At 39.9% G+C, this 25,131-nt stretch carries 20 protein-coding genes; 11 read left to right on the plus strand and 9 right to left on the minus strand.

The features are described from left to right. The first annotated feature begins 37 nt into the window (after positions 1-37). From EV695_RS04805 to EV695_RS04825, 5 genes are all read left to right on the plus strand, one after another. The gene (locus EV695_RS04805) at positions 38-1,045 is read left to right on the plus strand and encodes an ABC transporter substrate-binding protein (protein ID WP_131904758.1); all 1,008 of its coding nucleotides are present in this window, start codon (positions 38-40) and stop codon (positions 1,043-1,045) included. Between the two features lie 136 nt (positions 1,046-1,181). Further along, complete coding sequence (locus tag EV695_RS04810) at positions 1,182-2,210, plus strand: ABC transporter ATP-binding protein (protein ID WP_131904759.1); 1,029 nt, start codon at positions 1,182-1,184, stop codon at positions 2,208-2,210. Continuing rightward, positions 2,207-3,868: an ABC transporter permease subunit gene (locus EV695_RS04815; RefSeq protein WP_131904760.1), complete on the plus strand. Its 1,662-nt coding sequence runs from the start codon at positions 2,207-2,209 to the stop codon at positions 3,866-3,868. Before EV695_RS04810 ends, EV695_RS04815 begins: the two co-directional genes overlap by 4 nt. After that, entirely contained in the window at positions 3,868-4,644 is a 777-nt protein-coding gene (locus EV695_RS04820; RefSeq protein ID WP_131904761.1) for a DeoR/GlpR family DNA-binding transcription regulator, read from the plus strand. The genes EV695_RS04815 and EV695_RS04820 overlap by 1 nt, the downstream gene beginning before the upstream one ends. Before the next feature lie 46 nt (positions 4,645-4,690). Continuing rightward, positions 4,691-5,497, plus strand: a complete 807-nt coding sequence (locus EV695_RS04825; protein ID WP_131904762.1) for an inositol monophosphatase family protein — start codon at positions 4,691-4,693, stop codon at positions 5,495-5,497. A 16-nt stretch (positions 5,498-5,513) separates the two neighbouring features. On the opposite strand, the gene EV695_RS04830 is transcribed toward EV695_RS04825, so the two are convergent. From EV695_RS04830 to EV695_RS04850, 5 genes are all read right to left on the minus strand, one after another. Next, positions 5,514-5,774 (minus strand): hypothetical protein, encoded by a 261-nt coding sequence (locus EV695_RS04830; RefSeq protein ID WP_165874619.1) that lies wholly within the window; start codon positions 5,772-5,774, stop codon positions 5,514-5,516. A gap of 197 nt (positions 5,775-5,971) precedes the next feature. Further along, positions 5,972-6,658, minus strand: a complete 687-nt coding sequence (gene lepB, locus EV695_RS04835; protein WP_131904764.1) for a signal peptidase I — start codon at positions 6,656-6,658, stop codon at positions 5,972-5,974. A 49-nt stretch (positions 6,659-6,707) separates the two neighbouring features. After that, the gene (gene gshA / locus EV695_RS04840) at positions 6,708-8,297 is read right to left on the minus strand and encodes a glutamate--cysteine ligase (RefSeq protein WP_131904765.1); all 1,590 of its coding nucleotides are present in this window, start codon (positions 8,295-8,297) and stop codon (positions 6,708-6,710) included. Between the two features lie 124 nt (positions 8,298-8,421). Continuing rightward, positions 8,422-9,150, minus strand: coding sequence for a hypothetical protein (locus EV695_RS04845; RefSeq protein ID WP_131904766.1), 729 nt, complete (start codon positions 9,148-9,150; stop codon positions 8,422-8,424). A 151-nt stretch (positions 9,151-9,301) separates the two neighbouring features. Next, positions 9,302-9,874: a LemA family protein gene (locus EV695_RS04850; protein WP_131904767.1), complete on the minus strand. Its 573-nt coding sequence runs from the start codon at positions 9,872-9,874 to the stop codon at positions 9,302-9,304. 297 nt (positions 9,875-10,171) lie between these two features. Here EV695_RS04850 and EV695_RS04855 point away from each other — a divergent pair, with 297 nt between their 5' ends. Continuing rightward, positions 10,172-12,655: an immunoglobulin-like domain-containing protein gene (locus EV695_RS04855; protein ID WP_131904768.1), complete on the plus strand. Its 2,484-nt coding sequence runs from the start codon at positions 10,172-10,174 to the stop codon at positions 12,653-12,655. A 51-nt stretch (positions 12,656-12,706) separates the two neighbouring features. Here EV695_RS04855 and EV695_RS04860 read toward each other — a convergent pair whose 3' ends face one another. Then, positions 12,707-14,491 carry a thioredoxin domain-containing protein gene (locus tag EV695_RS04860; RefSeq protein ID WP_165874620.1) on the minus strand — a complete coding sequence of 595 codons (1,785 nt, stop codon included), beginning with the start codon at positions 14,489-14,491 and terminating at the stop codon, positions 12,707-12,709. 156 nt (positions 14,492-14,647) lie between these two features. Here EV695_RS04860 and aroC point away from each other — a divergent pair, with 156 nt between their 5' ends. The 3 genes from aroC (at position 14,648) to EV695_RS04875 (ending at position 18,911) form a co-directional block, all read left to right on the plus strand. Then, positions 14,648-15,748 (plus strand): chorismate synthase, encoded by a 1,101-nt coding sequence (gene aroC / locus EV695_RS04865; RefSeq protein WP_131904770.1) that lies wholly within the window; start codon positions 14,648-14,650, stop codon positions 15,746-15,748. Positions 15,749-16,015: 267 nt separating this feature from the next. After that, entirely contained in the window at positions 16,016-18,028 is a 2,013-nt protein-coding gene (locus EV695_RS04870; protein WP_131904771.1) for a sodium-translocating pyrophosphatase, read from the plus strand. 295 nt (positions 18,029-18,323) lie between these two features. Then, positions 18,324-18,911, plus strand: coding sequence for a DUF302 domain-containing protein (locus EV695_RS04875; protein ID WP_131904772.1), 588 nt, complete (start codon positions 18,324-18,326; stop codon positions 18,909-18,911). A 101-nt stretch (positions 18,912-19,012) separates the two neighbouring features. Here the strand turns inward: EV695_RS04875 and EV695_RS04880 are convergent, their stop codons facing one another. Then, entirely contained in the window at positions 19,013-19,489 is a 477-nt protein-coding gene (locus tag EV695_RS04880) for a hypothetical protein (RefSeq protein ID WP_131904773.1), read from the minus strand. A gap of 174 nt (positions 19,490-19,663) precedes the next feature. Here EV695_RS04880 and EV695_RS04885 point away from each other — a divergent pair, with 174 nt between their 5' ends. Together EV695_RS04885 and EV695_RS04890 are read left to right on the plus strand one after the other, a co-directional pair. Further along, a complete protein-coding gene (locus EV695_RS04885; RefSeq protein WP_131904774.1) occupies positions 19,664-21,556 on the plus strand; it encodes a sensor domain-containing diguanylate cyclase in 1,893 nt (630 codons plus the stop codon). A gap of 189 nt (positions 21,557-21,745) precedes the next feature. Continuing rightward, complete coding sequence (locus EV695_RS04890) at positions 21,746-23,374, plus strand: FMN-binding glutamate synthase family protein (RefSeq protein WP_131904775.1); 1,629 nt, start codon at positions 21,746-21,748, stop codon at positions 23,372-23,374. A 107-nt stretch (positions 23,375-23,481) separates the two neighbouring features. Here EV695_RS04890 and EV695_RS04895 read toward each other — a convergent pair whose 3' ends face one another. Together EV695_RS04895 and EV695_RS04900 are read right to left on the minus strand one after the other, a co-directional pair. Then, on the minus strand, positions 23,482-24,366 hold the full coding sequence (locus EV695_RS04895) for a DMT family transporter (protein ID WP_131904776.1): 885 nt from the start codon (positions 24,364-24,366) through the stop codon (positions 23,482-23,484). Between the two features lie 86 nt (positions 24,367-24,452). Further along, a complete protein-coding gene (locus tag EV695_RS04900; RefSeq protein ID WP_131904777.1) occupies positions 24,453-24,983 on the minus strand; it encodes an acyl-CoA thioesterase in 531 nt (176 codons plus the stop codon). Positions 24,984-25,131: the final 148 nt, after the last annotated feature.

The following is a 25,131-nucleotide window of genomic DNA, read 5'->3' on the forward strand; positions in this document are numbered from 1 at the left end:
CTTACATGCACCTCAACAATGGAAATAGGGAAAAGATATGAAAAACATTCTGCTTAAACTTACTGCTTCGATGGTCTTATTTAGTGCTTCAACCGCTGCCTTATCTGAATCTCTTACGGTGTATAGTGCGCTCGAGGAAGAAGAAATTGCGGTTTATATGAAAGCTGCCAAGAAAGCGATGCCAGATGTAGATATAAACGTACTGCGCTTATCTACCGGTAAACTGGGGGCACGCTTACTCGCTGAAGCTGATAATCCACAAGCTGATGTGATCTGGGGTTGGGCTGTGACAGCCATGATGGATCCACAAGTTTTAAAATTACTCGAACCCGTTAAAGTTGCTGGTGTCGAAAAACTCGCCCCGGAGTTTCGCGATGCTGACAGCAAATGGTTTGCTCAAATGGGGTATATGGGAGCGTTTTGTGTAAATAAAGAACGCCTTGAAAAGAAAGGCTTGAAAATGCCAGAAAGCTGGGCAGATCTGGCTGACCCTAAATTTAAAGGTGAAGTGTTGATGCCTGATCCTAATTCATCAGGTACTGGCTATTTACACGTGAATGCAGTTTTGCAGTCACTAGGCCTGGAAAAAGGTTGGGCGCAACTTGAAGCGGTTGATCCAAACATGGCGCAATATACGTCATCAGGTTCAAAGCCTTGTAAAGCTGCAAGAACAGGTGAATATACCGTCGGTATTTCGTTAGCCTTTACAGCCATGAAATCAATCGAAGACGGCTATCCGCTAGCAATGGTATTTCCTAAAGGCGGCGTTGGTTATGAACTAGAAGCATCAGGGCTTTTAGCGAGCAGCGATAACAAAAAAGATGCAAAACGTTTTCTAGATTGGAGCATGTCAGATAGCGCAATCACTATGTTTGGCCAGTATAAAGCATTAATCACTATGCCAGGTGTTACACAGTCAGAAGCTGCAAAAGCATCTGGTCTTCCTGCAGATTTAAGCACCATCCTTGCACCGGTTAATTTCGTTGAGTCAGCTGGTCGACAGACTGCAATCAAAGCGGAATGGCGAGAAAAGTTCGCACGCTAATCTAAAGAGCCTGCGAATAGATGCTTGTTATAGCTATCTGTTCGTAGGCTACTTCTATTCGTATCATATTAATGATGTTTAGTATGGTATTCATGTAAATCACGTAAGTGACAATATTTCATGGAATGAATCATTCATGTATTTAACTGTGCGTAACGCAACCAAACTTTATGGGTCATTCACCGCTTTAGATGATGTATCTATATCCATTGAACAAGGTGAATTCGTCTGCCTTTTAGGCCCAAGCGGGTGTGGCAAAACCACATTGTTACGACTCATCGCTGGCTTAACTGATATCGATAGTGGTGAAGTGACATTAGAGGGTGAGTCTTTGTCTGGACTTCCTGCACGCAAACGCGGATTTGGCATCGTTTTTCAGTCCTATTCTTTATTTCCTAATATGACGATTGCCGAAAATATCGGTTATGGATTAAAAATCAGGGACACTCCTGTTAATCAAATAAATACACGAGTTACTGAATTATTAGATTTGATAAAATTGCCACAGATTGCAGACAAATTTCCTGGTCAGCTTTCAGGCGGTCAGCAACAACGTGTTGCACTGGCGCGAGCGATTGCCGTTGATCCACGAGTTCTTTTACTCGATGAGCCACTTTCAGCACTGGACGCAAAAGTACGCGGAGATTTGCGCGATGAAATTTTACAATTGCAACGTGCATTAGGAATTCCCACGTTAATGGTGACTCACGATCAAGAGGAAGCACTAGCGCTGGCCGACAAAATCATTTGTATGAATCAAGGTGCAGTAGTGCAGGCTGGAACACCGAAAGAACTGTATCAAAAACCAGCAACACGATTTGTTGCTGATTTCATGGGAACAAGTAACCTCATCAAGACTGAAGTTATTAGAAGTTTTATGCCGGAATTACTCGGTATGCGACCCGAAGGCGATGATGAGCTTTATGATGCCTGTATTCGCCCAGAAGCAATCAAGATTGAACCTAACGTAAATGGCGATGCGCTAGTCAAATCCATCGGTTTTCTAGGTAACTTAAGTAAGATCAAACTAGAAAGTACGCTGGGTGATTTGATTGTAGAAGTACACGGCGCAATAGATCTCGAAGAAAATCAGAATGTATCGCTGCAGATAAATCCCGCTGATTGTAACTGGGTTCTCAATGATGCTGTAGAGACAGCCTCATGAAAGCAGTATCCAGTAGAGGTTTTGATGGAGATAAGCTCTTAACAATAACCTGTGTGGTTATTCCGCTGGTAGCGTTGGCACTATTTTTTCTTTATCCGATGTACATTGTTTTTATTCGTTCGATCACTTTGCCTGACGGTGGATTGGGCTTACAAAACTATATAGAAACACTTTCATCAACAGGTTTCTGGCGTGCCACTCGACACTCGATGTTAATGGGTTTGACGACCATGGTATTTAGTGTTCTTTTTGGGTTTATCATTGCGCTAGGGCTGCATCGTTGTTCATTCAAAGGTAAGTGGTTAATACGCGCGGTCATTATTTTGCCGTTACTCGCACCCTCGCTGGTTCAGGCGCTTGGGTTGATATTTCTGTTGGGTCGTAATGGTGTGATTAATCGCTTTTTTGGTCTAGAGCTAGACATCTATGGGTTCTGGGGCTTAACCATTGCAAATACCTTATATGCCCTCCCTCAGGTCGTTATGATTATTAGCGCATCGTTAGTGTTATTGGATCAGCGTTTATATGAAGCGGCAGAGATTATGGGAGCAAAACCATTACGACAGTTCCGAGATCTAACACTGCCTGCTATTTATTATGCTGTGCTCAACGCTGCTTTTGTCGTATTCATCATAACGATCACAGACTTTGGTAATGCGGCAGTTATTGGTGGCGACTATTCCGTACTTGCGACTGAAATATATACACAAGTCATAGGGTTACGTAATTTCAATATGGGTGCTGTGGTGGGTATTATGCTGCTGTTGCCCACGGTCATCTCCTATTATATTGAGCGCAAAGCAATGCAGCGCCAGCAAGGAAAAACCAGTACTAATATCCAGCCCTTTGTTCCTAAATTCATGCCTTATAGAGATATCCCGATGGCGATTGCATGCTACTTAATCATCGGGGCTATACTTGCGGTGATTGGTATTGTGGTTTATGCGAGTTTTGTAAAACTTTGGCCTTACAATTTTGATTTTACGTTTAAACATTTTGATATAACGTTGGCGGGTGGATACTCCTCTTTGTGGATAACGATTGCAATTTCATTAGGTGCAGCAATCGGTGGCACATTCTTAATATTCATTCTGGCTTTTGGGTTGCTTCGGTTACCACAAAAATTATCTCAGGCACTTCAAGTGTTAGCGGCAATGCCAGCGGCAGTTCCAGGGATAGTGTTAGGTCTTGCCTATATTCTGACTTTCAACTCTACGTCAACTCCGCTTCATGTTTTGTATGGAACGGCCATATTGATTGCTGCAATTAATTTTTATCACTATCATACGCAAGCTTTTTTAACGGTGATGACAGGTTTTAGACAGTTCCCTGCAGCACTTGAAGAAGCATCGAGTACTTTAGGCGCGGGTTTGGGAAGAACCGCAATAAGCGTCATCGTCCCTTTTATTGCTCCCATGTTGGTGTCAGTTTTTTTCTTTCTCTTTATGCGTTCTATGGTGACTTTATCTGCGGTTATCTTTTTGACAACTCCGCAGCTTGATGTGGCTGCTGTAACAATAATGCGACTCGATGATGCAGGGTTAACCTCTCAAGCAGCGGCTTTTTCTACCTGTGTCATGGCGGTTGTTTGTCTTTCTCTGGGTATTATGAAATTAATTTTATCGATGCAATCAAAAAATAAAGTCGGGGCAGCATAATGTGGCCTAAAGAACGACATCAACGCATCCTCTCACTGCTTAATAACAAGTCATTAGTGAGTGCGAATGATCTTGCAGAGTTTTTATCCGTTTCCCGGGAGACAGTTCGACGAGATCTGCTTGAGCTTGAGAATAGCGGCTTAATTGACCGGGTGCATGGTGGCGCTGTCTTAGCAAACAAAGGCGATGAAGCCCCGTTTGAAAAACGCAAAAATGTGCAGACTCGAGCAAAACAGGATATAGCACGCAAGGCGGTATCACTCATTAAGCCCGGTGAATCAATCATGGTTGATGCGGGTACTACGACCTCTGCTTTTGGGCATTATCTGGCAAAGCTAGCAGGAATTATGGTTGTTACAAATTCAATCGATATTGCACAAACGATCAAGGCTAGTGGTGCTGATATTGATCTTATTCTATTGGGTGGGCAGTTGACCTCAGACGTACCGGCAACCTATGGCGAACTAACATTATCTGAAATCCAACGCTTTAATGTTAACTTGGCTTTTATTTCGCCCGTAGCCATCGATGCTGATAAAGGTGTTTTTTCTTATGCCTTAAAAGAGGCCGAAGTCGCTAAAGCCATGATATCTAAAGCCAGTAAAAGCGTGATTTTAAGCGACCATTCCAAGATTGGTGAAACGAACCGCGTGCGCTTCGCAGAAACGAATGAAATTAATTATTTGATAACAGATAGTAGAGTAAAACCGGAGCAGTTAAAACCGTTTGAAAAAACCGGTGTTGAGATAATTTCTGAAAAATCGAATAAAGATTAAATTAAGTATTTTCTAAATGCTTAATTCAAAAAATTGGAGTGAGACTATGATTATGACAAGTTCAGATGATTACGACTACACACAAGTTCTAAGTGATTGTGAGACATGGGCTGAGGAAGCAGCAGTCTTGGCTCGCCAGTATTTTCGACAGCCAACCAAGGTCGATTTCAAAGAAGATGAAAGCCCGGTTACTGTCATTGATCAGCTCATTGAAAATGAAATTAAAAACGCAATCAGTTTAAAGTATCCAGACGATGGAATACTGGGCGAAGAAAGCGGAATAAAGGGGGAGATTGATGATAACTTATGGGTTATCGATCCAATCGATGGAACGCGCTCTTTCGTTTCAGGTAACCCTCTATTTGGATTTTTACTCGCTTTTGTGAAATCTGGAGTACCAGTTGCTGGTGTTATTTCTATGCCGATGTTAAATGAAATATACAGTGGGGCTGTTGGCTTATCTGCTACTTGCAATGGCAAACCCATAAAAGTTTCGAATCAAACAAGTCTCGACGAGTGCGTGCTTTATATTAACGAAGGAGAAAAGCTGGTTGCTGGTCATCCGGAAAAGCTCTCACGTTTATTGAAAGTCGGAAAGGTCAGACGGTTTTCTTATGATTGCTACCCTCACGCATTACTTGCTCAGGGGCAAATTGATGCTGTTATCGATTACGATCTAAAGCCTTATGATTACTTTTCTTTGTCTGCGGTTATAGAAGCTGCGGGAGGTATTGTGACTGATTGGAAAGGGAAAAAACTGGATATGAATTCAAAAGGAGATGTTGTTTCAGCCGCAACTCCCGAACTGCATAAAGCACTGATAGATTTGCTAGATATATTAAAATTTAATTAATAGTCTAAAACGGTGATCACTGAACAACCATAACGATTCTGGCAAATTCATTAGTACTGGATTCAATGTGTTGCTGATAATTTATATTGTTTAAATGCTTTTTTAAATTATCTGCTTGAATTACGCAGTTTGAAGATGATTCATTGTAGAGGGCAGCATTCCCATCAGTGCTTATATGAAAATCGCATTTCGTTGGCTCTTTGACAACCACACTGATTCCAATTTTGATTGTGTTTGACGCACCCGCAAATACAAGTTGTGGGAAAGTGCCAATCATTAGACATAATAAAATCTTAGCATGAAGCATATTTCAAACCAGTGTGATAATTAGTGTTAATTATCCTGATTTGAAGTCAATCGTGATTGTTTGCTGATCAGCGATTGTATGACAGTTAGTCAGTAAATCGCCTTCTGTCGTTGATAATAACCAACGCTGAATTAAAAAAAGTGCCCCAAAGTAGGGGGGTGCCTTTTCTATTTAAGCATTTCCAAAAAGCGCTCAAAACGTGGTTTATAGCTGTCTTTAGTGTTTAGTGATAGAAGTATGCGCGTTGCATGTCCTCGAAGTTCAGAACGTGGAACAAATCCGTAATAACGTGAATCAGCACTATTGTCACGATTGTCGCCCATAAAGAAATAATGATCTTCAGGGATGGTGATTTTTTCGAAGTTCTTAAGAGGGTTGTATTCTGTAGGTTTTACCTGAACTACATGAGGCTCTAAATCACTGAGTGACTCAAGCGCATAAACACCTTCTTCTTTATCGATATCTCGTTGTGGCTCTAGTTTTTCGTCTCTTAAATTAGTGTATTGAGCAGCTTCATCATTAATGAAAAGTTGGTTATTTCGAACTTCAATGGTATCGCCTGGTAATCCCATTAAACGTTTTATCATGCGTTTGTCTGCTGCCGCTGAGGTAAATACAATAATTTCACCGCGCTTCGGTTCGCCAGTTCTCATTAGGGAAATATCCGTGAATGGGATTTGTAAATCGTAAGCCAGTTTATTTTCCCAAACCACATCACCTTCTAAGATCGTTGGCTTCATGGAGCCCGTTGGTACTGGATGCCAATCAGCAACCGCACCTCTGAATACAAACAGAAATATGATAAAAAATATGAAACCCTTGTTGTTTCTAATAATGGAAAATAGTTTATTCATAGTATGTGTTTAGTATTAATTTATGGGTGTAATGTAAGAAAGCTGCGAACTAGAGTTCATTGGCAAAGTATTTCTGTAAGAATGTATCAAAATCCAAGGTATCTTGCGATTCTAATTTCTTCTGCTCTTTGATTGATTTTTCTGCCATTAGTTCAATTTCAGACTGTGTTTCAGGCGTTAACTGTCTTTTAATAAAATAGTCACGATGCTCTTCCGATTGGCGTTTTGCAAAGTGATAGTAGCTTCCATCCCGATTCAGTACTTCATCAAGTACTTTGGCTGAAGGCGTTAAGCTGGGATCTTTAACCAGCTCCATTTGTTCTGATATTGCTTTGGCGTAACAAGACTCATCATGTGTACTATTGAGTAAGTTGGCAACACCAGACATTTCATCGAGTAATTGCGTTGCCCACTCTTTAAGTGTGATTTCTTCACCTTTATTACTTAAGGTTAATCCGGGTTTGCGACCTTGATGTGCAACAGTATGTTGATTGCTGTCAATTTCTTCAGCTTCTTTGGTACAGATTTCAGGACTTTCCTGCAATAGGCAAAACAGCATGAAAATCTCTAGAAAATAGAGCTGAGTATGCGTCAGTCCTGCTGGTTTGAATACATTGATATCAACAGAACGAAGTTCTACGTATTGAATACCTCTGCTTTCAAGCGCATCGGTAGGTTTTTCAAATCCCTTGAGTACTCTTTTAGGACGAACACTGCTGTAATATTCGTTTTCGATTTGCAGGATATTGGTATTTAACTGTAAATACTTATCCCCATCTTTGAGGCCAATTCTTTCGTAATCCTCAAAAGGTGTATTGATTGCACAACGAAGACTGGCAATGTAATTTTCGAGCGAGTTGTAATTTGCTTTGATGCCACTTTTGTCTTCTTTGCTGTTGGTGTAACCAACATCACCCATTCTTAATGAAGTACCCCATTTTTCATAATAGGTGTTTCCATTAAATTCGATCATGGATTCTGGTTTGGGTTGACCCGCAAGGAATGATTTACAGATTGCTGGTGAGGCACCAAATAAATAGGGAATGATCCAGCCGTAACGTTGAATGTTTCGCGTCATCCCCATATATCTTTCATTGATAAATGCTTGCGGTTCTTGCTCCGAAGCACCTTCAATTTCTTGAAATGCAGGCCAGAAATCTACAGCAACTGAATAATTGAAGTGAATGCCGGCAATCACTTGCATAATTTTACCGTAGCGTTCAGCCAGACCTTGGCGGTAAATAGACTTCATCTTACCGGCATTACTCGAGCCATATTGTGCAATGTCGATATCTTGCTCGCCCCGAATCACGCAAGGCATACTGCTGGTCCAGAGTAATTCGTTATCAGACAAATGCTGATAAACAAATATTTCTATATTTAATAGAAAGTCGAGTGACTTGTAAGCCCTATCACATGGTGGCGTGATCAGCTCTAACATCGCTTCGCCGTAATCTGTCGTGATCCACGGGTTGGTTAAAGCAGAGCCAAGCACTTCAGGGTGGGGAGTCGTCGAGATGGTTCCCTCAGGATTAACACGAAGGCTCTCTTTTTCTAATCCTGTCAGGGATTTTTTGAGTAATTTAGTTGCGCAAGTTGATTCGATCTTTTCTAAGCGCTGATTCAGTGTTTGGTACAAACCAATTCCTTATGATTCATGTGAGTGTTTTTAATAGCAGGATGTTAACAGGTTTTAACGAACTGTTATTAGATTTGGATGTAGATAATGGATGTTGATATTAGTACAACAATAACAATTATGTTTAATAAACTTGCATGGCTAATACATATATAGACAAAATCACCCATGTACATAAGTGAAAAACCAATGCACGTTTATAACGAACAACAAGTTCATCGGGGTGGATGCTACTTATAATGTAGGGACGTCCATCCTCTGGATTAGAAACTACGTGAGTGGCGGGATTTTGGTAGGTTTCTTCTAGGGCTAAATCTACCATTCTACTGGCTGCCTGCTTGGCAGTTTCTAGTTCACCATCGTCGATTTTACTGTCTTTGTTTTTATCAAAATACTCTAGGAAACTAAAGTGATTGCGTTTCCACTCTGCAAGTTTGGATAGCATCAAATTGTTAATTTCAAAATCGTTGCGTTGTTTTTTTAAGGTATGTAATTGGCCGAGAACGTATATTTTTTCACCGGGATAAATTGCATTGTACGTGTGGTGGTTGTAGGTATATAGCGGGGTAATGATTTCAGCACCGCGAGGATCAACTGTACACCTGCCCTTTTCATCTCCTAAGATGAAACCCGCCCAGCTATCTATGGAATAGTTTCTAAACCATAGCATGGGAGGGAGTTCTGGATGAGGTCCTCTGACTACCTCTCCATCATATAAAGAGGCTTTACCTTCAAGCTCTACATAACCTTGTGCAGCTGAATTCAAAACGGTTTGCGAGGTGTCTTCTATTAGACGAATGCGTCTGTATAAAAGCAGAGAAAAAATCAGGCTCATTACTGAAAAAGCAGTCATTAGCACTGCTTTTTCGTATCGTTGAGTTTCGTCAAAAAGCAATAAACTTAAAAACACTAATGGATAAATGAACGAGCTAATTAGTACGAACAGCCGTCCTTTAAAGCGAGAAATCATTCTTTCTAAACTTTAATTTAAATGTGAATAAGAGTTAAATAAAGTTTGCAGCTATGTCTACATCTTGCAACTCGCTCATGTGGAACTCAAGTAAATCAAATTCTTTGAAGCTAAACATGTTAGCCACAATGTTATCTGGAAATTGTTGAATTCTTGTATTGCTTAATGCAGCAGTATCGTTATAAAACTCACGGCGGTCTGAGATGCTTTCTTCAAGCGTACTGATACGCGTTTGTAAACGTAAAAACGCATCGCTCGCTTTTAATTCAGGATAATCTTCCGCAACTGCAAATAATCCGTTTAGGCTGGCTTCTAGTTTCATTTCAGCAGGACCAAGTTGAGGAATATTCTTAGACTGCATCGCAGACTCGACCAGGTTACGTGCCTTGATAACTTTCTCTAAGGTTTCCTGTTCGTATTTCATGTGTTGCTTACATGTATCTATGAGTTTTGGTAACTCACTATTACGTTGTTTGAGCAATACGTCGATATTACTCCAGGATTTCTTCGTATTATTTTTAAGCGTAACCAGTTGATTAAAGATAGCGACACCCCAAAACAAAGGAGCTGCAAATAAACCAAGAAATATAATAAGACCGAGACTCATAACATTTACCTTTTATTTTTAGTATTAAAGCAATATTAGCAGAAACATAAAAAGACGATGTTTTTTTAGATAAGTGGCTATTTAAGAAAAGCTTCTAAAAAAGTGCCTATAAGTAGGGGGGTGTAATTGTTTATTAAGAAACTTACTTATACAAGGTAATACCACTAGTCTGAATATAGGTGGTGTTTCTTGACAGAATTACGGTATAAAAACTAAACTAATCGTAATAAAAATAAGAAAACACCTGCTACAACAATAAAATAACTAACAACAAGAATTATAAAAAGGGTCCTTCTCATGTCAAAGTCAGTTAAATTCGTAAAAATTGTATCGCCTATTGCATTAGCAATCGCTCTTACTGCTTGTGGTGGCGGAGGCTCATCGTTTGGGGATGGCGACACTAGTTCATCAGGAGACGATTCTGCAGTAGTAATTGCAGATTCTATTGAGTTGAGTGTGAGTTCTAGACAACTTGCATCAGATGGTTCTTCTCCGATTACGATTACAGCTATCGCAAAAGATTCTAATAATACTGCAATAGATGACGCGGACATTACTTTCGCCGTTGATAAAGATGCAACCATAATTAAAAATGCAACAGTAACCACTACGACTGACTCTGTTGATGCAACTGATGATACAGAAACGACGGTCGTAACAGCTGGTTCGATTCAAACAGCGACATTAACACCAGGTTCTGCTACGAACCAGACATTAACTGTAACGGTATCGTCTGGTAATACATCAAAATCGATTACTGTAGAGGTGATTGGTACAGAGGTAACGATCGACGGACCTCAGGCTATTACTTTGAATAAAGACAATCCTTTTGTACTGAAGTTGAAAGATAGTTCCAACAAAGCTATAGCTTATGAAGTGGTCGAACTTACTTCATCAGCAGGTAATACGATTAAAACGGATAGTAATTTCGAAACTGATTCAGCCGGTGAAATTGCATTTACTGTTACTGGTGACGCAAGTGGAACAGATACTATAACGGCTAATGTACTAGGTGCTAGCTTTGAAAAGCATATTGAAGTATCGAGTGATGAATTTGCATTATCGTCAGCTTCATCTGAAGAAATAAATATAAACACAAATGCTTCCATTGATTTTATCTGGACAACAAATGGTGTTGCTCAATCAGGCAAAACAATAACGTTAAGTGCTACACGCGGTGATATCACTAGTCAAACCGCAGTTACAGATGCAGATGGTAAAGCTAAATTTTCAATTTCATCGTCTACTGCTGGTCAAACCGTTATTACTGCTACTACAGCTGACGGTTTATCTACAACATTAAACAGGGAGTTTGTTGCCACAACACCTGCTTATTTGAATACACAAGCAGACCCAACTTTGGTATCTCCTAATGGAACTAGTACCATTACAGCTAAAATACGCGATACTAATGATAATCCTGTAAAAAATAAGATAATCGATTTCCGCTTAACCGATACCGTTGATGGTGTATTGAGTGGTTCAACTGCAATTACCGATTCTCTTGGACGTGCATCGGTATCTTATACGGCAGGAAATTCGTCAAGTGCAAAAGACGGGGTTGTTATTAAAACCTTTATTCAAGGTTACCCAGCTGTTGCTGAAGACGAGATTAAACTGACTGTTGGTGGTAATGCGCTTCGCATAGTGTTAGGAGATGATCATTTACTGGAAGCAGAAGATATTTTCTATAATAAACAGTTTGGCGTTATCGTGACAGATAGTGCTGGTAATCCTGTTGTAGGACAGGATGTATCATTCAAAATCGTTCCTAAATCTTATTACAAGGGAAGCTTGTGGGATACGGGTGATGGATGGAGTGGCGCATCTGTTTATGATCCAACTAACACTGTTATTATTCAAGGTGTAACAGCGAGTTGTGTATCAGAAGACTTTGACAATGATGGTAATTTAGATAGTGGTGAAGATATAAACTTTAATGGAACACTTGAGCCAACTCATGATGCGGCAGTCACTGGATCTGGTGTTACTGATGAAAACGGTAAAATAGTTGTTGAAGTAATTTATGCAAAGAATACTGCCTGGTGGTCTGAACAAAGAATCGAAGCGACAGTAACAGTTGATGGAACTGAGTTTATTGAATACACAGACTTTAGACTTCCTGTACTTGCTGCGGATGTAAATAGTAGTGATACGACACCACCGAATTTAAATAGCCCTTATGGTACATGGGGTGGTTGTACTGATGATCCAGATGGAATTGCTCCACCACTACCTTCAGGAAATCTCACATTAGTTGTAGTAAATCCAATAACTGGCGCAGAGGTTAGCGAATTAGAAAACGACGTTTGGTACTCAATTAGCGGAGATGGAGAAATCCTTGATGCAAGTACTTACAGTCTAAATTCTAGTGTTGTGACTATCGAAACTGGTCCAAATAACTCATTCAGACTAATAGATAATAACACCGCTGTTGATAATAATGGGTACTACATTAATTTAACAATTAATGGTGTTGAGAAGATTTTCTTCTACAGAGATGATGCGGCGATAGTTCCAGAGCCTGTAGTTTCTACAGATACAACGGGGCCTGTTATCTACATTACAGGTGTTAACCCTGAGACTGTAGCGCAAAACGGTACTTATACAGATGCTGGTGCCACAGCGGTTGATGATGTTGATGGTGCTGTCACTGCAACTGCAATCTCTGGGTTACCAGTAGATACAAGTATACTTGGTTCTCATACGATTATATATAGAGCGGTGGATGCTGCAGGCAATGCTACTACTAGCACTAGAACGGTAACTGTAACGCCATAGATATTGTTCTTACATGTTAATATTAAAGCCCTCTATTTGAGGGCTTTTTTTTTAATTCAAATGTGCTAATGCTAATAAAGATGCGTAAGAAAAAATATCAACTTCTAATGATCGAGTGACCATTTTTAGAGTGTGTTTAATTTTTTTGTCTAACTCTTTATTTTTACTTAGGAGGCTCGCCTCCAATAACAGTGCTTCTGCAGAAATAATGGCACTATCAGGTAGATGTGCTTGGTTGGTCCCTTCAGGTAAAAGACTATCTGGATCTTCAATCCATAAATTATTAATGTAAAACTTTTCCCAAGCTACGTTTGCTATCTCTAGTCCTATTTTTTTAGCTTCATCATCCTTATTAGCCATTCCCCATTTCATTAAACCCCAAGAGACAGCGGCATAATCATAGAAAGTTCCTGTCATGTTATTCGCGGCAGAACGACGAAGCTCTTTACCATCCCATAAACTGATAAGAAATTCGGATAAATCTTTTCCACTACTCTTTATTGAGGTGTCATATTGAGATCCTCGGGCAAATGCAGCCAGTGTTAGCCCATTCATTCCTGACAGTAGTTTTATATCACGTGGAATTTCTCTGGTTTTATTTCGGTGTTGTTTTAGTTTAAACTTAAGGTTCTTGAGCTTTTTAGAGGTTTCGCTATAACTGAGGCCAAGTTTGCTGGCTAATTCATTAACACTCATTTTTTGTCTGGGTAAGTTGCCTGCTGGTAGTTCTGCTGCTCGATTTAGACCCCAGAAATGAGTCGTTACTAATAGCTCTTCGGGCGTTAATATTTTCTTCAGTTCTTCTTGCTGCCATAAGTAATAACCTCCTTCTTCATTTTTTGAATCTACTGCTGAAAGACTTGCTATATAGGCATTTTTTTCACCTCGCATCTCGTTTTGTAAAAAATACAACGTCTCTAGTGCAATATCTCTGTAGTTAGAATTTAGATAATAATCTGCCGCATCAAAATACAGTAGAGTCATTAATGCATTGGTATAGAGCATCTTTTCAAAATGTGGTGTTTCCCAATCTGGATCAATTGTGTAACGGTAAAAGCCACCTGCTACTTCATCATGAAGACCTAGCTGTGACATCTTTTGAAGTGTTAAATTTAAAAACTCGTCTGCTTCTTTATCTTTTTGTTTTTTATTCAGTTTTAGCAAAGCCCATAGTTGAGGTATTTGAGGAAACTTTCTGTCTTGTCCAAAGCCCCCTTGCAATGTGTCAGCGTATTCCATAGCTTCATCAACGTATTTATCTGCCAATTGTGAAATATCTCCGCTAACAGTTCTCTCTTGCTTTTCTAGCATTGACACTAAAGTCTGGCTCATTTCTTTGGCTTTTTTGGAAAGAGCAGGCTGTTCTGTTTTCCATTTTTTATCCAATTGATTAAGCACATTAGAGAAATGATTTCTTGGAAGATAAGTTGCTCCAACGAGAGGGTAACCATCTGGTGTAATGAATACATTAAGTGGCCAACCAGCCGTCCCATTAGTGACTTGAACAAATTCGATTAAGCGCTTATCCAGAACAGGATTTAATTCGCGATCAACTTTTACCGAGATATAGTTTTTATTGAGTTTTGAGGCAATACCTTTATCTGAATAACTTTCGCGTTGCATCACATGGCACCAGTGACAGGCAAAATATCCAACGGATACAAGCAATAGCTTGTTTTCCTTTTTTGCTTTATCCAAGGCAGGCTTGCCCCATTCCATCCAGTTAACGGGATCGTTTCCATGAAGGGCTAGATAAGGGGAGGAGTGGTTTTTTAATTGATTCGCACTCGTAGTAAATGCAGAAATGATAAAAAGTAGTGTTAGCAACTGCTTCATGTTTTCGTCCTTGAAATCATAAAAAGTAAACTCGATCATATCATTACGTATAGCATGCGTTTCTAGTTGCATTGTCTGATATATATAGCCACCAAGCCCCTTACAAACGTATAATATGTAGAAACTCATCAAAAAATATCGGATATAATCGCAAGCATGTCAGGAAATACTTACGGAAAATTATTTACAGTGACCTCATTTGGTGAGAGTCATGGCCCAGCGATCGGCTGTATCGTTGACGGATGCCCTCCAGGAATGGAGCTTTCAGAAGCCGACTTGCAAGATGATTTAGATCGTCGCAAACCGGGCACTAGTCGTCACACAACACAGCGCCGTGAATCGGATGAAGTGCAAATTTTATCTGGTGTCTTTGAGGGTAAAACCACGGGGGTACCGATTGCATTATTGATCAACAATACCGATCAACGCTCTAAAGATTATTCTAATATCATGGATCAGTTTCGTCCTGGTCATGCTGATTACACCTACTATAAAAAGTATGGCTTACGTGATTATCGTGGTGGTGGTCGATCATCGGCGCGTGAAACTGCCATGCGAGTGGCAGCAGGCGGAATCGCTAAAAAATATTTGAGAGAAAGATACGGTATCGAAATTAAAGGTTATCTGTCTCAGTTAGGCCCTATCAAAATAGAATCTGTAGACTGGAATGAAATAGCAAATAATCCATTCTTCTCGCCGGATGCTAGTAAAGTCCCTGAAATGGAAGCCTATATGGATGCGCTTCGTAAAGAAGGCGAATCTATTGGTGCCAAAATAACGACAGTTGCTACTGGCGTTCCACCAGGATTAGGCGAACCCATTTTTGATCGTTTAGATGCTGAAATCGCTCATTCTATGATGAGCATTAACGCCTCTAAAGGCGTAGAAATAGGTGCCGGTTTTGATTCAATCACTCAAAAAGGCACAGAGCATCGCGATGAAATCATGATAGATGGCTTTGATGGTAACAGTGCCGGTGGAACCTTAGGTGGTATTTCTTCTGGACAGGACATTGTCGTTCATACTGCGTTTAAACCGACATCGAGTATTCGTTTGCCAGGTAAAAGTGTGAATATTAAAGGTGAGCCAATCGAAGTCGTCACGAAAGGGCGCCATGATCCTTGCGTAGGTATTCGTGCTACACCTATTTGTGAAGCGCAACTTGCAATGACATTGATGGATCACGTGTTAAGACACCGTGCACAAAATTTAGACGTTAAGACAGACTTCGCGGATATCCCTGCCTCAAATAAATAAAGTTTTATCGTTATCTAAGACTCTGATTAATTCAAAACACACCCCCCTACTTTGAAGGGCTTTTTATAAAAAGTCCCTCAAAGTAGGGGGGTGTATCTCTTATTTTTCCAACTTATTTCCTATTCAGTACAGCAGTGAATTTCTTATTATTAAGGAATTTATGTGTTTGTAATCAGCAAAAAAGCACTTTTCAAACTAAGATATAACTTATCCATCTATTAATTTTTGTTATTTCACTGTGTGTCATTGCTGAAAATAGGAGGCAAAATGAGTTTAAGCGCGTTATTTCCCATGTTCTTGGGTGTGTTTGGTCTAGGTGGGGCTTTTTATTTATATAAAGAAGTAAAAAAATACCCCGGTGGCGAAGATAAAATAGCAAGAATAGCTGAGCAAATTCATCTTGGTGCTATGGTCTTTATGCGACGAGAGTACAAGATCCTTGGTATTTTTTGTGCTGTTGTTTTATTTCTGATTTTAATTTCAGATTTGGGTTGGAAGACCGCACTTTCTTTTTTGATTGGTGCCTTCACATCTGCTTTAGCAGGTTATATAGGGATGTACACCGCTACCCAGGCTAATGTCAGGACAGCGGTGGCAGCTTCAACAGAAGGCGTCAGTAGTGCTCTGACTGTTGCATTCTTTGGTGGTTCTATCATGGGACTCACTGTTGCTTCTATGGGCTTGCTGGGGCTTGGTTTCCTGTATTTGATCTTTGGTGGTAATCCGGAAACTGCGCATGTTATTCATGGCTTTGGAATGGGTGCTTCCAGTGTTGCTTTGTTCTCACGTGTCGGTGGTGGAATATTTACAAAAAGCGCTGATGTAGGTGCAGACTTGGTAGGCAAAATAGAAGCAGGAATACCAGAAGATGATCCAAGAAATCCAGGTGTAATAGCCGATAACGTTGGTGACAACGTAGGCGATGTTGCAGGTATGGGATCAGATATATTCGAATCTTATTGTGGCTCAATTATCGCAACCATTGCCCTAGCTTCTACGATGGCGGCAACAACCTTAACCCAATTGAATGCATCGCAGGATCAACTAATGTTCTTACCGTTAGTGCTCGCTTCATTTGGTTTGATTTGTTCTATGATCGGAATATTTATCGTAAAACAATCTGCCAATAAATCTCCTGAAGTGGCGTTGCGGGCCGGTACGATAGGATCTTCAGTCCTTTTTATTTTTATCGCTTTACTATTAATCGCTGTGATGGGTATCAGTTTAAAGGTTTGGGGTTCTGTGCTCGTGGGAGCAGTCGGTGGAATTATTATTGGTTTGGTGACCGAATACTATACATCAGGGGCGCCTGTCCTGAAAGTTGCAAAAGCAGGTGAAACGGGACCTGCAACCGTTATGATTGCCGGGTTATCTGTAGGGATGCAGTCCGTGGTCATCCCTGTGTTAACTATTTGCGGAATTATTTTAATTTCTAGTAACTTATCCGGACTTTATGGTGTCGCAATATCGGCTGTCGGCATGTTAGCTACAGTAGGTATTACCATGGCAATTGATGCTTATGGACCGGTTGCAGATAATGCAGGCGGTATTGCTGAAATGGGCGGTATGGGTAAAGAAACTCGTGAAATTACAGATTCCTTGGATGAATTGGGTAATACTACAGCAGCCATCGGTAAAGGTTTTGCCATAGGCGCTGCAGCACTAGCAGCATTGGCTATTATTTCTGCATTTATTGAAACCATTTCACATCATCAACAAGACTTTTCCTTACAAATAAATGATCCTTTGGTGTTAGCAGGCATGTTTCTTGGTGGAATTTTTCCTTTCTTGATTAGCGCGATCACCATGAATGCGGTGGGTGAAGCGGCCTTTGATATGATCAAAGAGATTCGACGTCAATTTCGTGATATCCCGGGTTTACTGGAAGGCACGGCAGAGCCGGATACTGAGCGATGTGTTGATATTGCAACGACAGCCGCCTTGAAACGAATGGTTCTCCCCGGGATTTTGGCAGTGTTTTCTCCCGTGGTAGTAGGGTTTTTACTTGGTCCAGAAGCACTCGGCGGCATGTTAGGTGGTGCTTTAATTTGCTGCGTTTTATTGGCCTTAACAATGGCCAATGCAGGCGGTGTTTGGGACAATGCGAAAAAACATGTGGAGAAAGGAAATTTAGGCGGTAAAGGTTCTGAAACTCATAAGGCAGTGGTAGTTGGGGATACAGTTGGCGACCCGTTTAAAGACACATCAGGTCCCGCAATGAATATCCTGATCAATGTCATGGCTATCGTTTCTTTGGTAATTGCGCCTTTATTGGTCTAATTTTTTATTACTTCGCTTCATTTATCTACATTTAGTATCCAATGGGTAATATTACCCATTGGTGCTATTTTCATTACACTATCACTCATCAAATGCTTCTGAGATTATTAGAATAATGCTATGTAAAATGACTGGCCAATTGTTAAAACGTTAGTCTAATGAAGTTAAGATAAACAGTGACATTGAGTGCCTAATGTTTAAGCATTTGCCTCTCATAACAAATAATAATTTATAATTTCCTTTCCCTATATTTAATCACTATAGGAAATGGGTGGTAGAAACTAGGAGAATTAAAATGGGATTTATAAGAAATATATTAGCAATCATTGGGCTAGTCGCTTTGATTGGTGGTGGCTATGCATACAGTAAATTTGGCGGGGAAATTAATGAGCTAAACAAACTCACACCCGAAGCTAAAACCCTTTATATGAACATGTGGCAGAAGCTTAAGAAATCAGGCAACTCAGCTGAGTCCACAGTATGGAAGAGACAGCTAGATGAGGGTGTGACGCCAGAAGATGCTGCTGAAGCAATGAGCTCTGTCGCAACTGAAGTCAATATCAAAGCAGTGGGAGTTCTTCCATTATCCAAAGAAGTTGAAGCTAAAACAGGCGAGAAGCAACGATTGTTAACGATTTACCAGTATTGTAACCCGCTTACCGCAGTAAAAATGATTGAGTATTCTGATGCCTTTTCAGCTTATTTGCCTTGTCGTATCGCAATGGTTGAAGATAAAGAAGGTAAGTTCTGGTTGTATTCACTCGATATGGATTTAATGATTCATGGAGGAAAAACATTGCCAGACGAGCTTTTGCAGGAAGCGAATAAAGTTAAAGACGTCATGTTAAAATTAATGGAAGCAGGCGCAACCGGTGATTTTTAATCATTAGAAAAAATGATAAATTCAGTGGTGACTATTTAGCTCCAAAAGTGATCGAACGAATAGTCAAACGATCTTATAAGCAGATGAACGAATAAAGGCAGTTATGAATTGCCTTTATTCGTTGCGAGATACTTACTGAATAAAGCAAATAAAAATAATATTTGAGATAAATACCAACTGTAAAAACCTAATCCAAATTCTTTAATGAAAGTCTTTTCAGAATGATTTCCGGTAAATAGGCCAGTAGGTATTTCTGAGAATGTAAATGTTTCAGAAGCTATAACCAAAGCGAGTAAACTCAGTAAGATAGCTAGTCGAGGGCGGGCTTCAAACAAAAGTAATGCCAGAATATTTAATGGATTCGCATACCAGGCAAATTGAAATACTACTATGCCTATCCATCCCAAAATAAAAACCCATGCGCCTATAACATTTCCATCAGACGTAAAAAAGGTAGATAAAAACAAAGAAACAACAAAACTGAGCCCACTAAGAAATAAGAACAGTTTCGGTAATAGTTCTGAAATACTTATATTTATCTGAGAGTTATAAGAATTTAAGGTATGTTTATGAGTCATTGACTAACAATATTCTATTGCTTATCAAATAACCTGTTTATTACTCTAAATGGCGCTTTAAAGCCGATAGTTAACAGTAATACATGAACCTTTTGTCTGCTTACTTTTGTTTAGTTAGTGACAATAATTTACAATGTCACTATATAAAAATAAGAAAAAACATCAATTAGTTATATGCATCAGTTCTTAACTCGTTCAATAAATCGATTGGTAATGGGAAGCTTTGTGTTCGTCCTGTTGTTACCTCTAGGGTTTATTATTTCCAGCCTCAGTCAGCACTCGTGGGATAGTGCTCAGAATGAGTTGAAGGAAAAACATTTGCTGATCGCAAAGAATATGACGCTACCCGTGAGTCAATATTTCTCGTCTTACCAAAAGAATTTAAATACCTTTGTAAACTCAACTAACCTTTCAACGAAAAATATTAATGGGATAAAAGCTCTGACAGATAAGTATGTCAATACTTTAGATAACTTCGTCGCAATATCATTTCTATCTATAGAAGATGGTTCATCCGTTGTTTCTGTTAAAGACGAATACAAAATTAGATCAACTGGATCGCTTAACTCTTTTCCATATCACCAGACAGAAAATAAATACAGAAAATATGACACCGTAAATTCTATATCTTCTGTTCTTAATAGTTCGGTATCCAACAAGCCAGTAGTGTTGATGAAGCATCATATTATCGGCAAAGACTTAAATAAAATAGGAACAATCTTCGTAGAACTTGATTTGGCACCTGTACGTGAAATGTGTAACAAGATTCAGTTTGGTGAAAAAGGTCATTGCGTCATTGTAGACCAGCTAGGTCAAGTAGTAGCTCATCCTAGCAAAGAGTTAGAGCAACAAATTCGTGATATTTCATCTATCGGCATTATGGATAAGATGAAAGATTCTATGAATGGGCTTTGGACATTCCATTCTCCTTATCTTAATGAAGATGTTGTGGTTGGATACAGCACGATAGAAAAACTAGGTTGGGGTGTAATGATACTTCAGCCGGAATCAGAGTTGGTCTCTCCGTTTAAAGAAGTCATAAATACCGTATTAACGTGGTTAGCAGTGGGTATTATTATTTCGTTGTTAGTGGCTTATATACTGGCTCAACAGATCACTAAACCATTGAACTCTCTGGTTGTTAAATCTAAAGAAATTGGCACAAGGTCAGATAACTTTAACTTGGGTAAGATTCCCAAAAACAGCCCTATTGAAGTATCAGAACTCTGGAATGCATTGTCTGCATTAGTAAGTAGATTGCATAAATCAAATAGAGAAGTGCGAAAGCTTAACTACTCATTGAGTAAGGATATCGAGAAAGCTACGGCTAAACTTCGCGCAACCAATAGATATTTGTATAAGATGAGCAGTAATGATCACTTAACCAAGATTGCAAATAGACGTTTCTTCGAAGATTCAGTAAATAAAATCATTGCACGTAAAGGCAAAGAGAATGTGGGCATTATCGTTATTGACGTTGATAAATTTAAGTTTATCAATGATGAATACGGTCACGAAGCGGGCGATTTAGCATTAAAACACATTGCTACGATCATGAAAGAAAGCACGCGCAGTAAAGATATTCCTGCAAGACTGGGTGGTGATGAATTCGTCGTCTATATCAATAACTGTACTGACGATGTAATGCTTAAAATTGCAGAAAACTTGCGTAAGAATGTACAAGACCAACCTATTCTATGGGAAGGCACAAGTATTCCATTATCACTCTCTGTAGGTACAGTAAATTGCCCTGCTATGGTTGCTAAATCGCTCGATCAACTCCTCAAATTTGCCGATGAAGCAATGTATGAATCTAAAGAAGCGGGCAGAAATCATGTTTCCAGCTATGTTTTCCCTGGGAATGCATTTAAACCAAAAGAAGTTAATAAAAAACCGCTTCCTGTGAACAAAACCTTAGACAAAGAAGCAGAGTTACAAAAGAAAGAATTAGAAGCGTTGCTGGACGACTTACCTCATAAGCCAGAAGACCTCACAGACGAGATCTTATCCGTTGGCGCAGAAAAGAAGAAAGAGAAACCTAAAAACATCTGGATAACTGCAAAATAAATAAAAGTGAGTTAAATCTTCTGTTTCATTGCTCAAGTTTTATAAAGAAATTAATTAAAGGCTGTTTATATAACAGCCTTTTTTATGCGTAGTGAATTCTAAACTAAACGCTAAAAGTAAAGACACTTTAAAATTCAACTACTAATATAAGGATGATATTCTTTATATATTTTTCTTAAGGTTTTTAATATGACAGTCCGTACAGGATTCATAATAAGCTCAATTGTAGTCTCCCTTTTCATTCTCCTGTTTTCATTTATTTGGAAACCTATTCTTTGGCTTTTTCTCATTGTTTTGCCAATTATTTTAGTAGGCATTAGGGATATGAGTCAGAAGACTTCTACGTTATTAAGAATATATCCTTTCATAGGGCACCTCCGATACTTTATGGAATATATCCGCCCTGAGATTCAGCAATACTTTATTGAAGATGAAACTAACGGAAAACCAATAAGTAGAGAATTCCGAGCTTTAGTTTATCAACGCGCAAAAGGGGTTAGAGATACTCGTGCATTCGGTACTGTGTTTGATGTTTATGAGCAAGGTTATGAATGGATCAACCACTCTCTTCAGCCACACGTAATAGAAGATAAAAACCCACGAGTGATCTTTGGTGCAAAAAATTGCAGCAAGCCATATTCAGCATCGCCCTTAAATATATCAGCGATGAGCTACGGCGCTTTGAGCAAGAATGCAATCATGGCGCTGAACAAAGGCGCGAAGATAGATAATTTTGCACATAATACTGGCGAGGGTGGCGTTAGCCCTTATCACCTTAAACATGGGGGTGATTTAATCTGGCAAATAGGTACTGGTTATTTTGGTTGCAGAAATAATGCCACTGGTGGTTTTGATGAGGAAAAATTTATCAAAATGGCCTCTCGTGAAGAAATTAAAATGATTGAGATAAAGTTATCTCAAGGGGCAAAACCTGGTCATGGCGGCATATTGCCAGCGGCAAAATTAACCCAGGAAATTGTGGATATTCGCGGTGTTGAAATGGGTAAAGACGTTGTTTCTCCTCCTGCACATACCGCTTTTTCATCACCTGAAGGCTTACTCGAATTTGTTGCAAACTTACGCGAAAAAAGCGGCGGGAAACCCGTTGGCTTTAAGTTATGCATCGGACATAAAGCTGAATTTCTGGCTATCTGTAAAGCGATGAAAAAGACCGGACTAACACCTGATTTCGTAACTGTAGACGGTTCTGAAGGTGGTACCGGCGCAGCGCCAATAGAAATGGCAAACTCTGTCGGAATGCCCTTAAGGGACGCCCTTAGTTTTGTTCATAATGCCTTAATCGGCACTGGAGTCAGGGATGACATTAGAATCATAGCGGCAGGCAAAGTGATTTCAGCATTCCACATGATGCGGGTATTAGCGTTAGGGGCAGATACCATAAACTCAGCTCGTGGCATGATGTTCGCCCTAGGTTGTATTCAATCCAGACATTGTAATACCGACAAATGCCCAACCGGTATTGCAACCCAAGAGCCCGTTCGTTATGAAGCCCTAGATGTTACTGATAAAGGCCAGAGAGTAGCCAATTACCACCATTCGATGGTGAAACACATCGTGGAGTTACTTGAAGTCGCTGGAATTAATCACACTGAAGAAGTGATGCCCTGGCATATTAATCGACGTGCGAGTGCCACTGAAATTAAAAGTTATTACGATATTTATGAAACACTGGAAGAAGGGTGTTTATTATCTAAGAAGACTATTCCTGAAAAATGGCAAAGAAGTTGGGATATGGCGAATGCCGATACCTGGGAGTTAAATCCGGTCGTCAAAAAGAAGCCTGCATTAGCTGATTAACGCTGTTGAATGATATTTTAATGCAGATCAAGATGCTGCTTTTAAGATTAGCCACCCCCCTACTTTGAGGGGGATTTTCTGCCGTTATAAATTAACCGTTCTGTGTATCAAGCAGTTTCCTTTACTAGGTTTTTAGACGTACCCTGTTTACTACGAAGCAGGGTATAAAGACCACTGCTAACAACCACCGCACTGCCTACTAAAGTCATGAAGCTGGGCTGTTCAGAGAACACCAGCATTCCCAGAATCAAAGCAAAGACTAAACGGATATAACGAAAGGGCGTGACTACCGATACTTCGCCAGTACGCATGGCAATGGTTAACGAATAGTATGCAATCACCCCGAAGACTATCGCACCTAAAATTTGTAATGCGGGGAATAGGCTTGGTATTACTGCCCCACCGCTAATGCTTAACATCACTATGCCGATAGGAATTAATACTAAAAAACCATAAATCCCTAGTTGAGTATTTGACAGTCCCTTAGGTGCTGCGCGTGTTGTCAGGTCTCGCCCTGCAAATCCCAATGTGCCTAGAACGGCTAGAATAGATGCGGTTTCAAAGCCTTCCAGTCCGGGTTGTAAAATCATCAACACGCCAATGAAACCCACTATGATTGCAGTCCAGCGTCGCCAGCCTACTTTTTCTCCAAAGAAAATGGCAGCGCCTGTCACAACCACTAAAGGCGTCGCTTGCAGGATGGCCGAGGCACTAGAAAGTGGTGTTAAAACAATCGCTAAGGTATAAAAGACGCGTCCAGAAACTTCGAAGAAGGTTCTTAGTAAGATAGGTTTAGATTTAATCGCGGGATTGATGATGACTTCTTTGCGGCGTAGCGTTAAAGCGATAAACGCAAAGGTACCGCCAATACCAAAAAAGATTAGAATTTCACCAACAGGCACAGATTCCGAAGCCACCTTGATAAACATGTCTTCAAAGGTGAAACACGCCATCGCGAGCACCATGAAGAGGCTTCCTCTTAAATTATCCAAAATAGACTCTAATTAATACAAACTGTGAGTATAGTCATTGGCTAAATAAAATAAGCTAAATAAGCTATTAATTTTTGTAGCTATGGCTATTGCGACGAAGGCCAGGGGCGCTGGCTTTCAGCTTCTATCCATGCCGCAACCCAATCAGGCACATCAGCAAATGTATCTTCCGTACCCAATGCCGCAAGAACCTCTGGGGCAGGAACCAGTCCATCTTTAGAGGTCACACAGACTTTCATCAATGCAGAAGAGCAGATCTGATCTTTGCGATGCGTTTCCTGCAAAAAGTAAATCCATCGGCCATCATGACAAATCATTTTGGAAGTCATGGTAAATTTGTGCATAAATGGAATTCGTCGACGGTAACGAATACTCGCACCGCCCACCGCTACTCCCCAGCCTTGTTTTTTCATCAGGCCAACGAAACCAACGCGCTGTGAATAATCCCAGCGACCTAATTCCATATAATTGAAATAACGTGCGTTATTTAATTCACCAAACATATCAACATCCAGAAATCCTGCACGAAGGTGCAACACACTCTCATCTTCAAGTGCTAGTTTCGGACGGTATTTAGCTTTAACAACGGTAATAATGAGTTTAATAAAAGGATACATATTGGATATTAGATTTGTTATTTAGTGCTTGAATATAGCAGTCATTGATTAAAATGCATGATATATATCGAGTTAAATACCTAATGTTAATACACAAAATGACACCCCCCTACTTTGAATGATATTACGTTTTTGTTTTTTTAAAAAC

The sequence above is a fragment of the Cocleimonas flava genome (genome assembly GCF_004339015.1).
In the GTDB taxonomy this organism is placed as follows: domain Bacteria; phylum Pseudomonadota; class Gammaproteobacteria; order Thiotrichales; family Thiotrichaceae; genus Cocleimonas; species Cocleimonas flava.

Excerpts from the sequence above, each read along its gene's own strand:
- EV695_RS04805 (WP_131904758.1), top strand. The coding sequence starts at position 38 with ATGAAAAACATTCTGCTTAAACTTACTGCTTCGATGGTCTTATTTAGT.
- EV695_RS04810 (WP_131904759.1), top strand. The coding sequence starts at position 1,182 with ATGTATTTAACTGTGCGTAACGCAACCAAACTTTATGGGTCATTCACC.
- EV695_RS04815 (WP_131904760.1), top strand. The coding sequence starts at position 2,207 with ATGAAAGCAGTATCCAGTAGAGGTTTTGATGGAGATAAGCTCTTAACA.
- EV695_RS04820 (WP_131904761.1), top strand. The coding sequence starts at position 3,868 with ATGTGGCCTAAAGAACGACATCAACGCATCCTCTCACTGCTTAATAAC.
- EV695_RS04825 (WP_131904762.1), top strand. The coding sequence starts at position 4,691 with ATGATTATGACAAGTTCAGATGATTACGACTACACACAAGTTCTAAGT.
- EV695_RS04830 (WP_165874619.1), bottom strand. The coding sequence starts at position 5,774 with ATGATTGGCACTTTCCCACAACTTGTATTTGCGGGTGCGTCAAACACA.
- lepB (WP_131904764.1), bottom strand. The coding sequence starts at position 6,658 with ATGAATAAACTATTTTCCATTATTAGAAACAACAAGGGTTTCATATTT.
- EV695_RS04845 (WP_131904766.1), bottom strand. The coding sequence starts at position 9,150 with ATGACTGCTTTTTCAGTAATGAGCCTGATTTTTTCTCTGCTTTTATAC.
- EV695_RS04850 (WP_131904767.1), bottom strand. The coding sequence starts at position 9,874 with ATGAGTCTCGGTCTTATTATATTTCTTGGTTTATTTGCAGCTCCTTTG.
- EV695_RS04855 (WP_131904768.1), top strand. The coding sequence starts at position 10,172 with ATGTCAAAGTCAGTTAAATTCGTAAAAATTGTATCGCCTATTGCATTA.
- EV695_RS04860 (WP_165874620.1), bottom strand. The coding sequence starts at position 14,491 with ATGAAGCAGTTGCTAACACTACTTTTTATCATTTCTGCATTTACTACG.
- aroC (WP_131904770.1), top strand. The coding sequence starts at position 14,648 with ATGTCAGGAAATACTTACGGAAAATTATTTACAGTGACCTCATTTGGT.
- EV695_RS04870 (WP_131904771.1), top strand. The coding sequence starts at position 16,016 with ATGAGTTTAAGCGCGTTATTTCCCATGTTCTTGGGTGTGTTTGGTCTA.
- EV695_RS04875 (WP_131904772.1), top strand. The coding sequence starts at position 18,324 with ATGGGATTTATAAGAAATATATTAGCAATCATTGGGCTAGTCGCTTTG.
- EV695_RS04880 (WP_131904773.1), bottom strand. The coding sequence starts at position 19,489 with ATGACTCATAAACATACCTTAAATTCTTATAACTCTCAGATAAATATA.
- EV695_RS04885 (WP_131904774.1), top strand. The coding sequence starts at position 19,664 with ATGCATCAGTTCTTAACTCGTTCAATAAATCGATTGGTAATGGGAAGC.
- EV695_RS04890 (WP_131904775.1), top strand. The coding sequence starts at position 21,746 with ATGACAGTCCGTACAGGATTCATAATAAGCTCAATTGTAGTCTCCCTT.
- EV695_RS04900 (WP_131904777.1), bottom strand. The coding sequence starts at position 24,983 with ATGTATCCTTTTATTAAACTCATTATTACCGTTGTTAAAGCTAAATAC.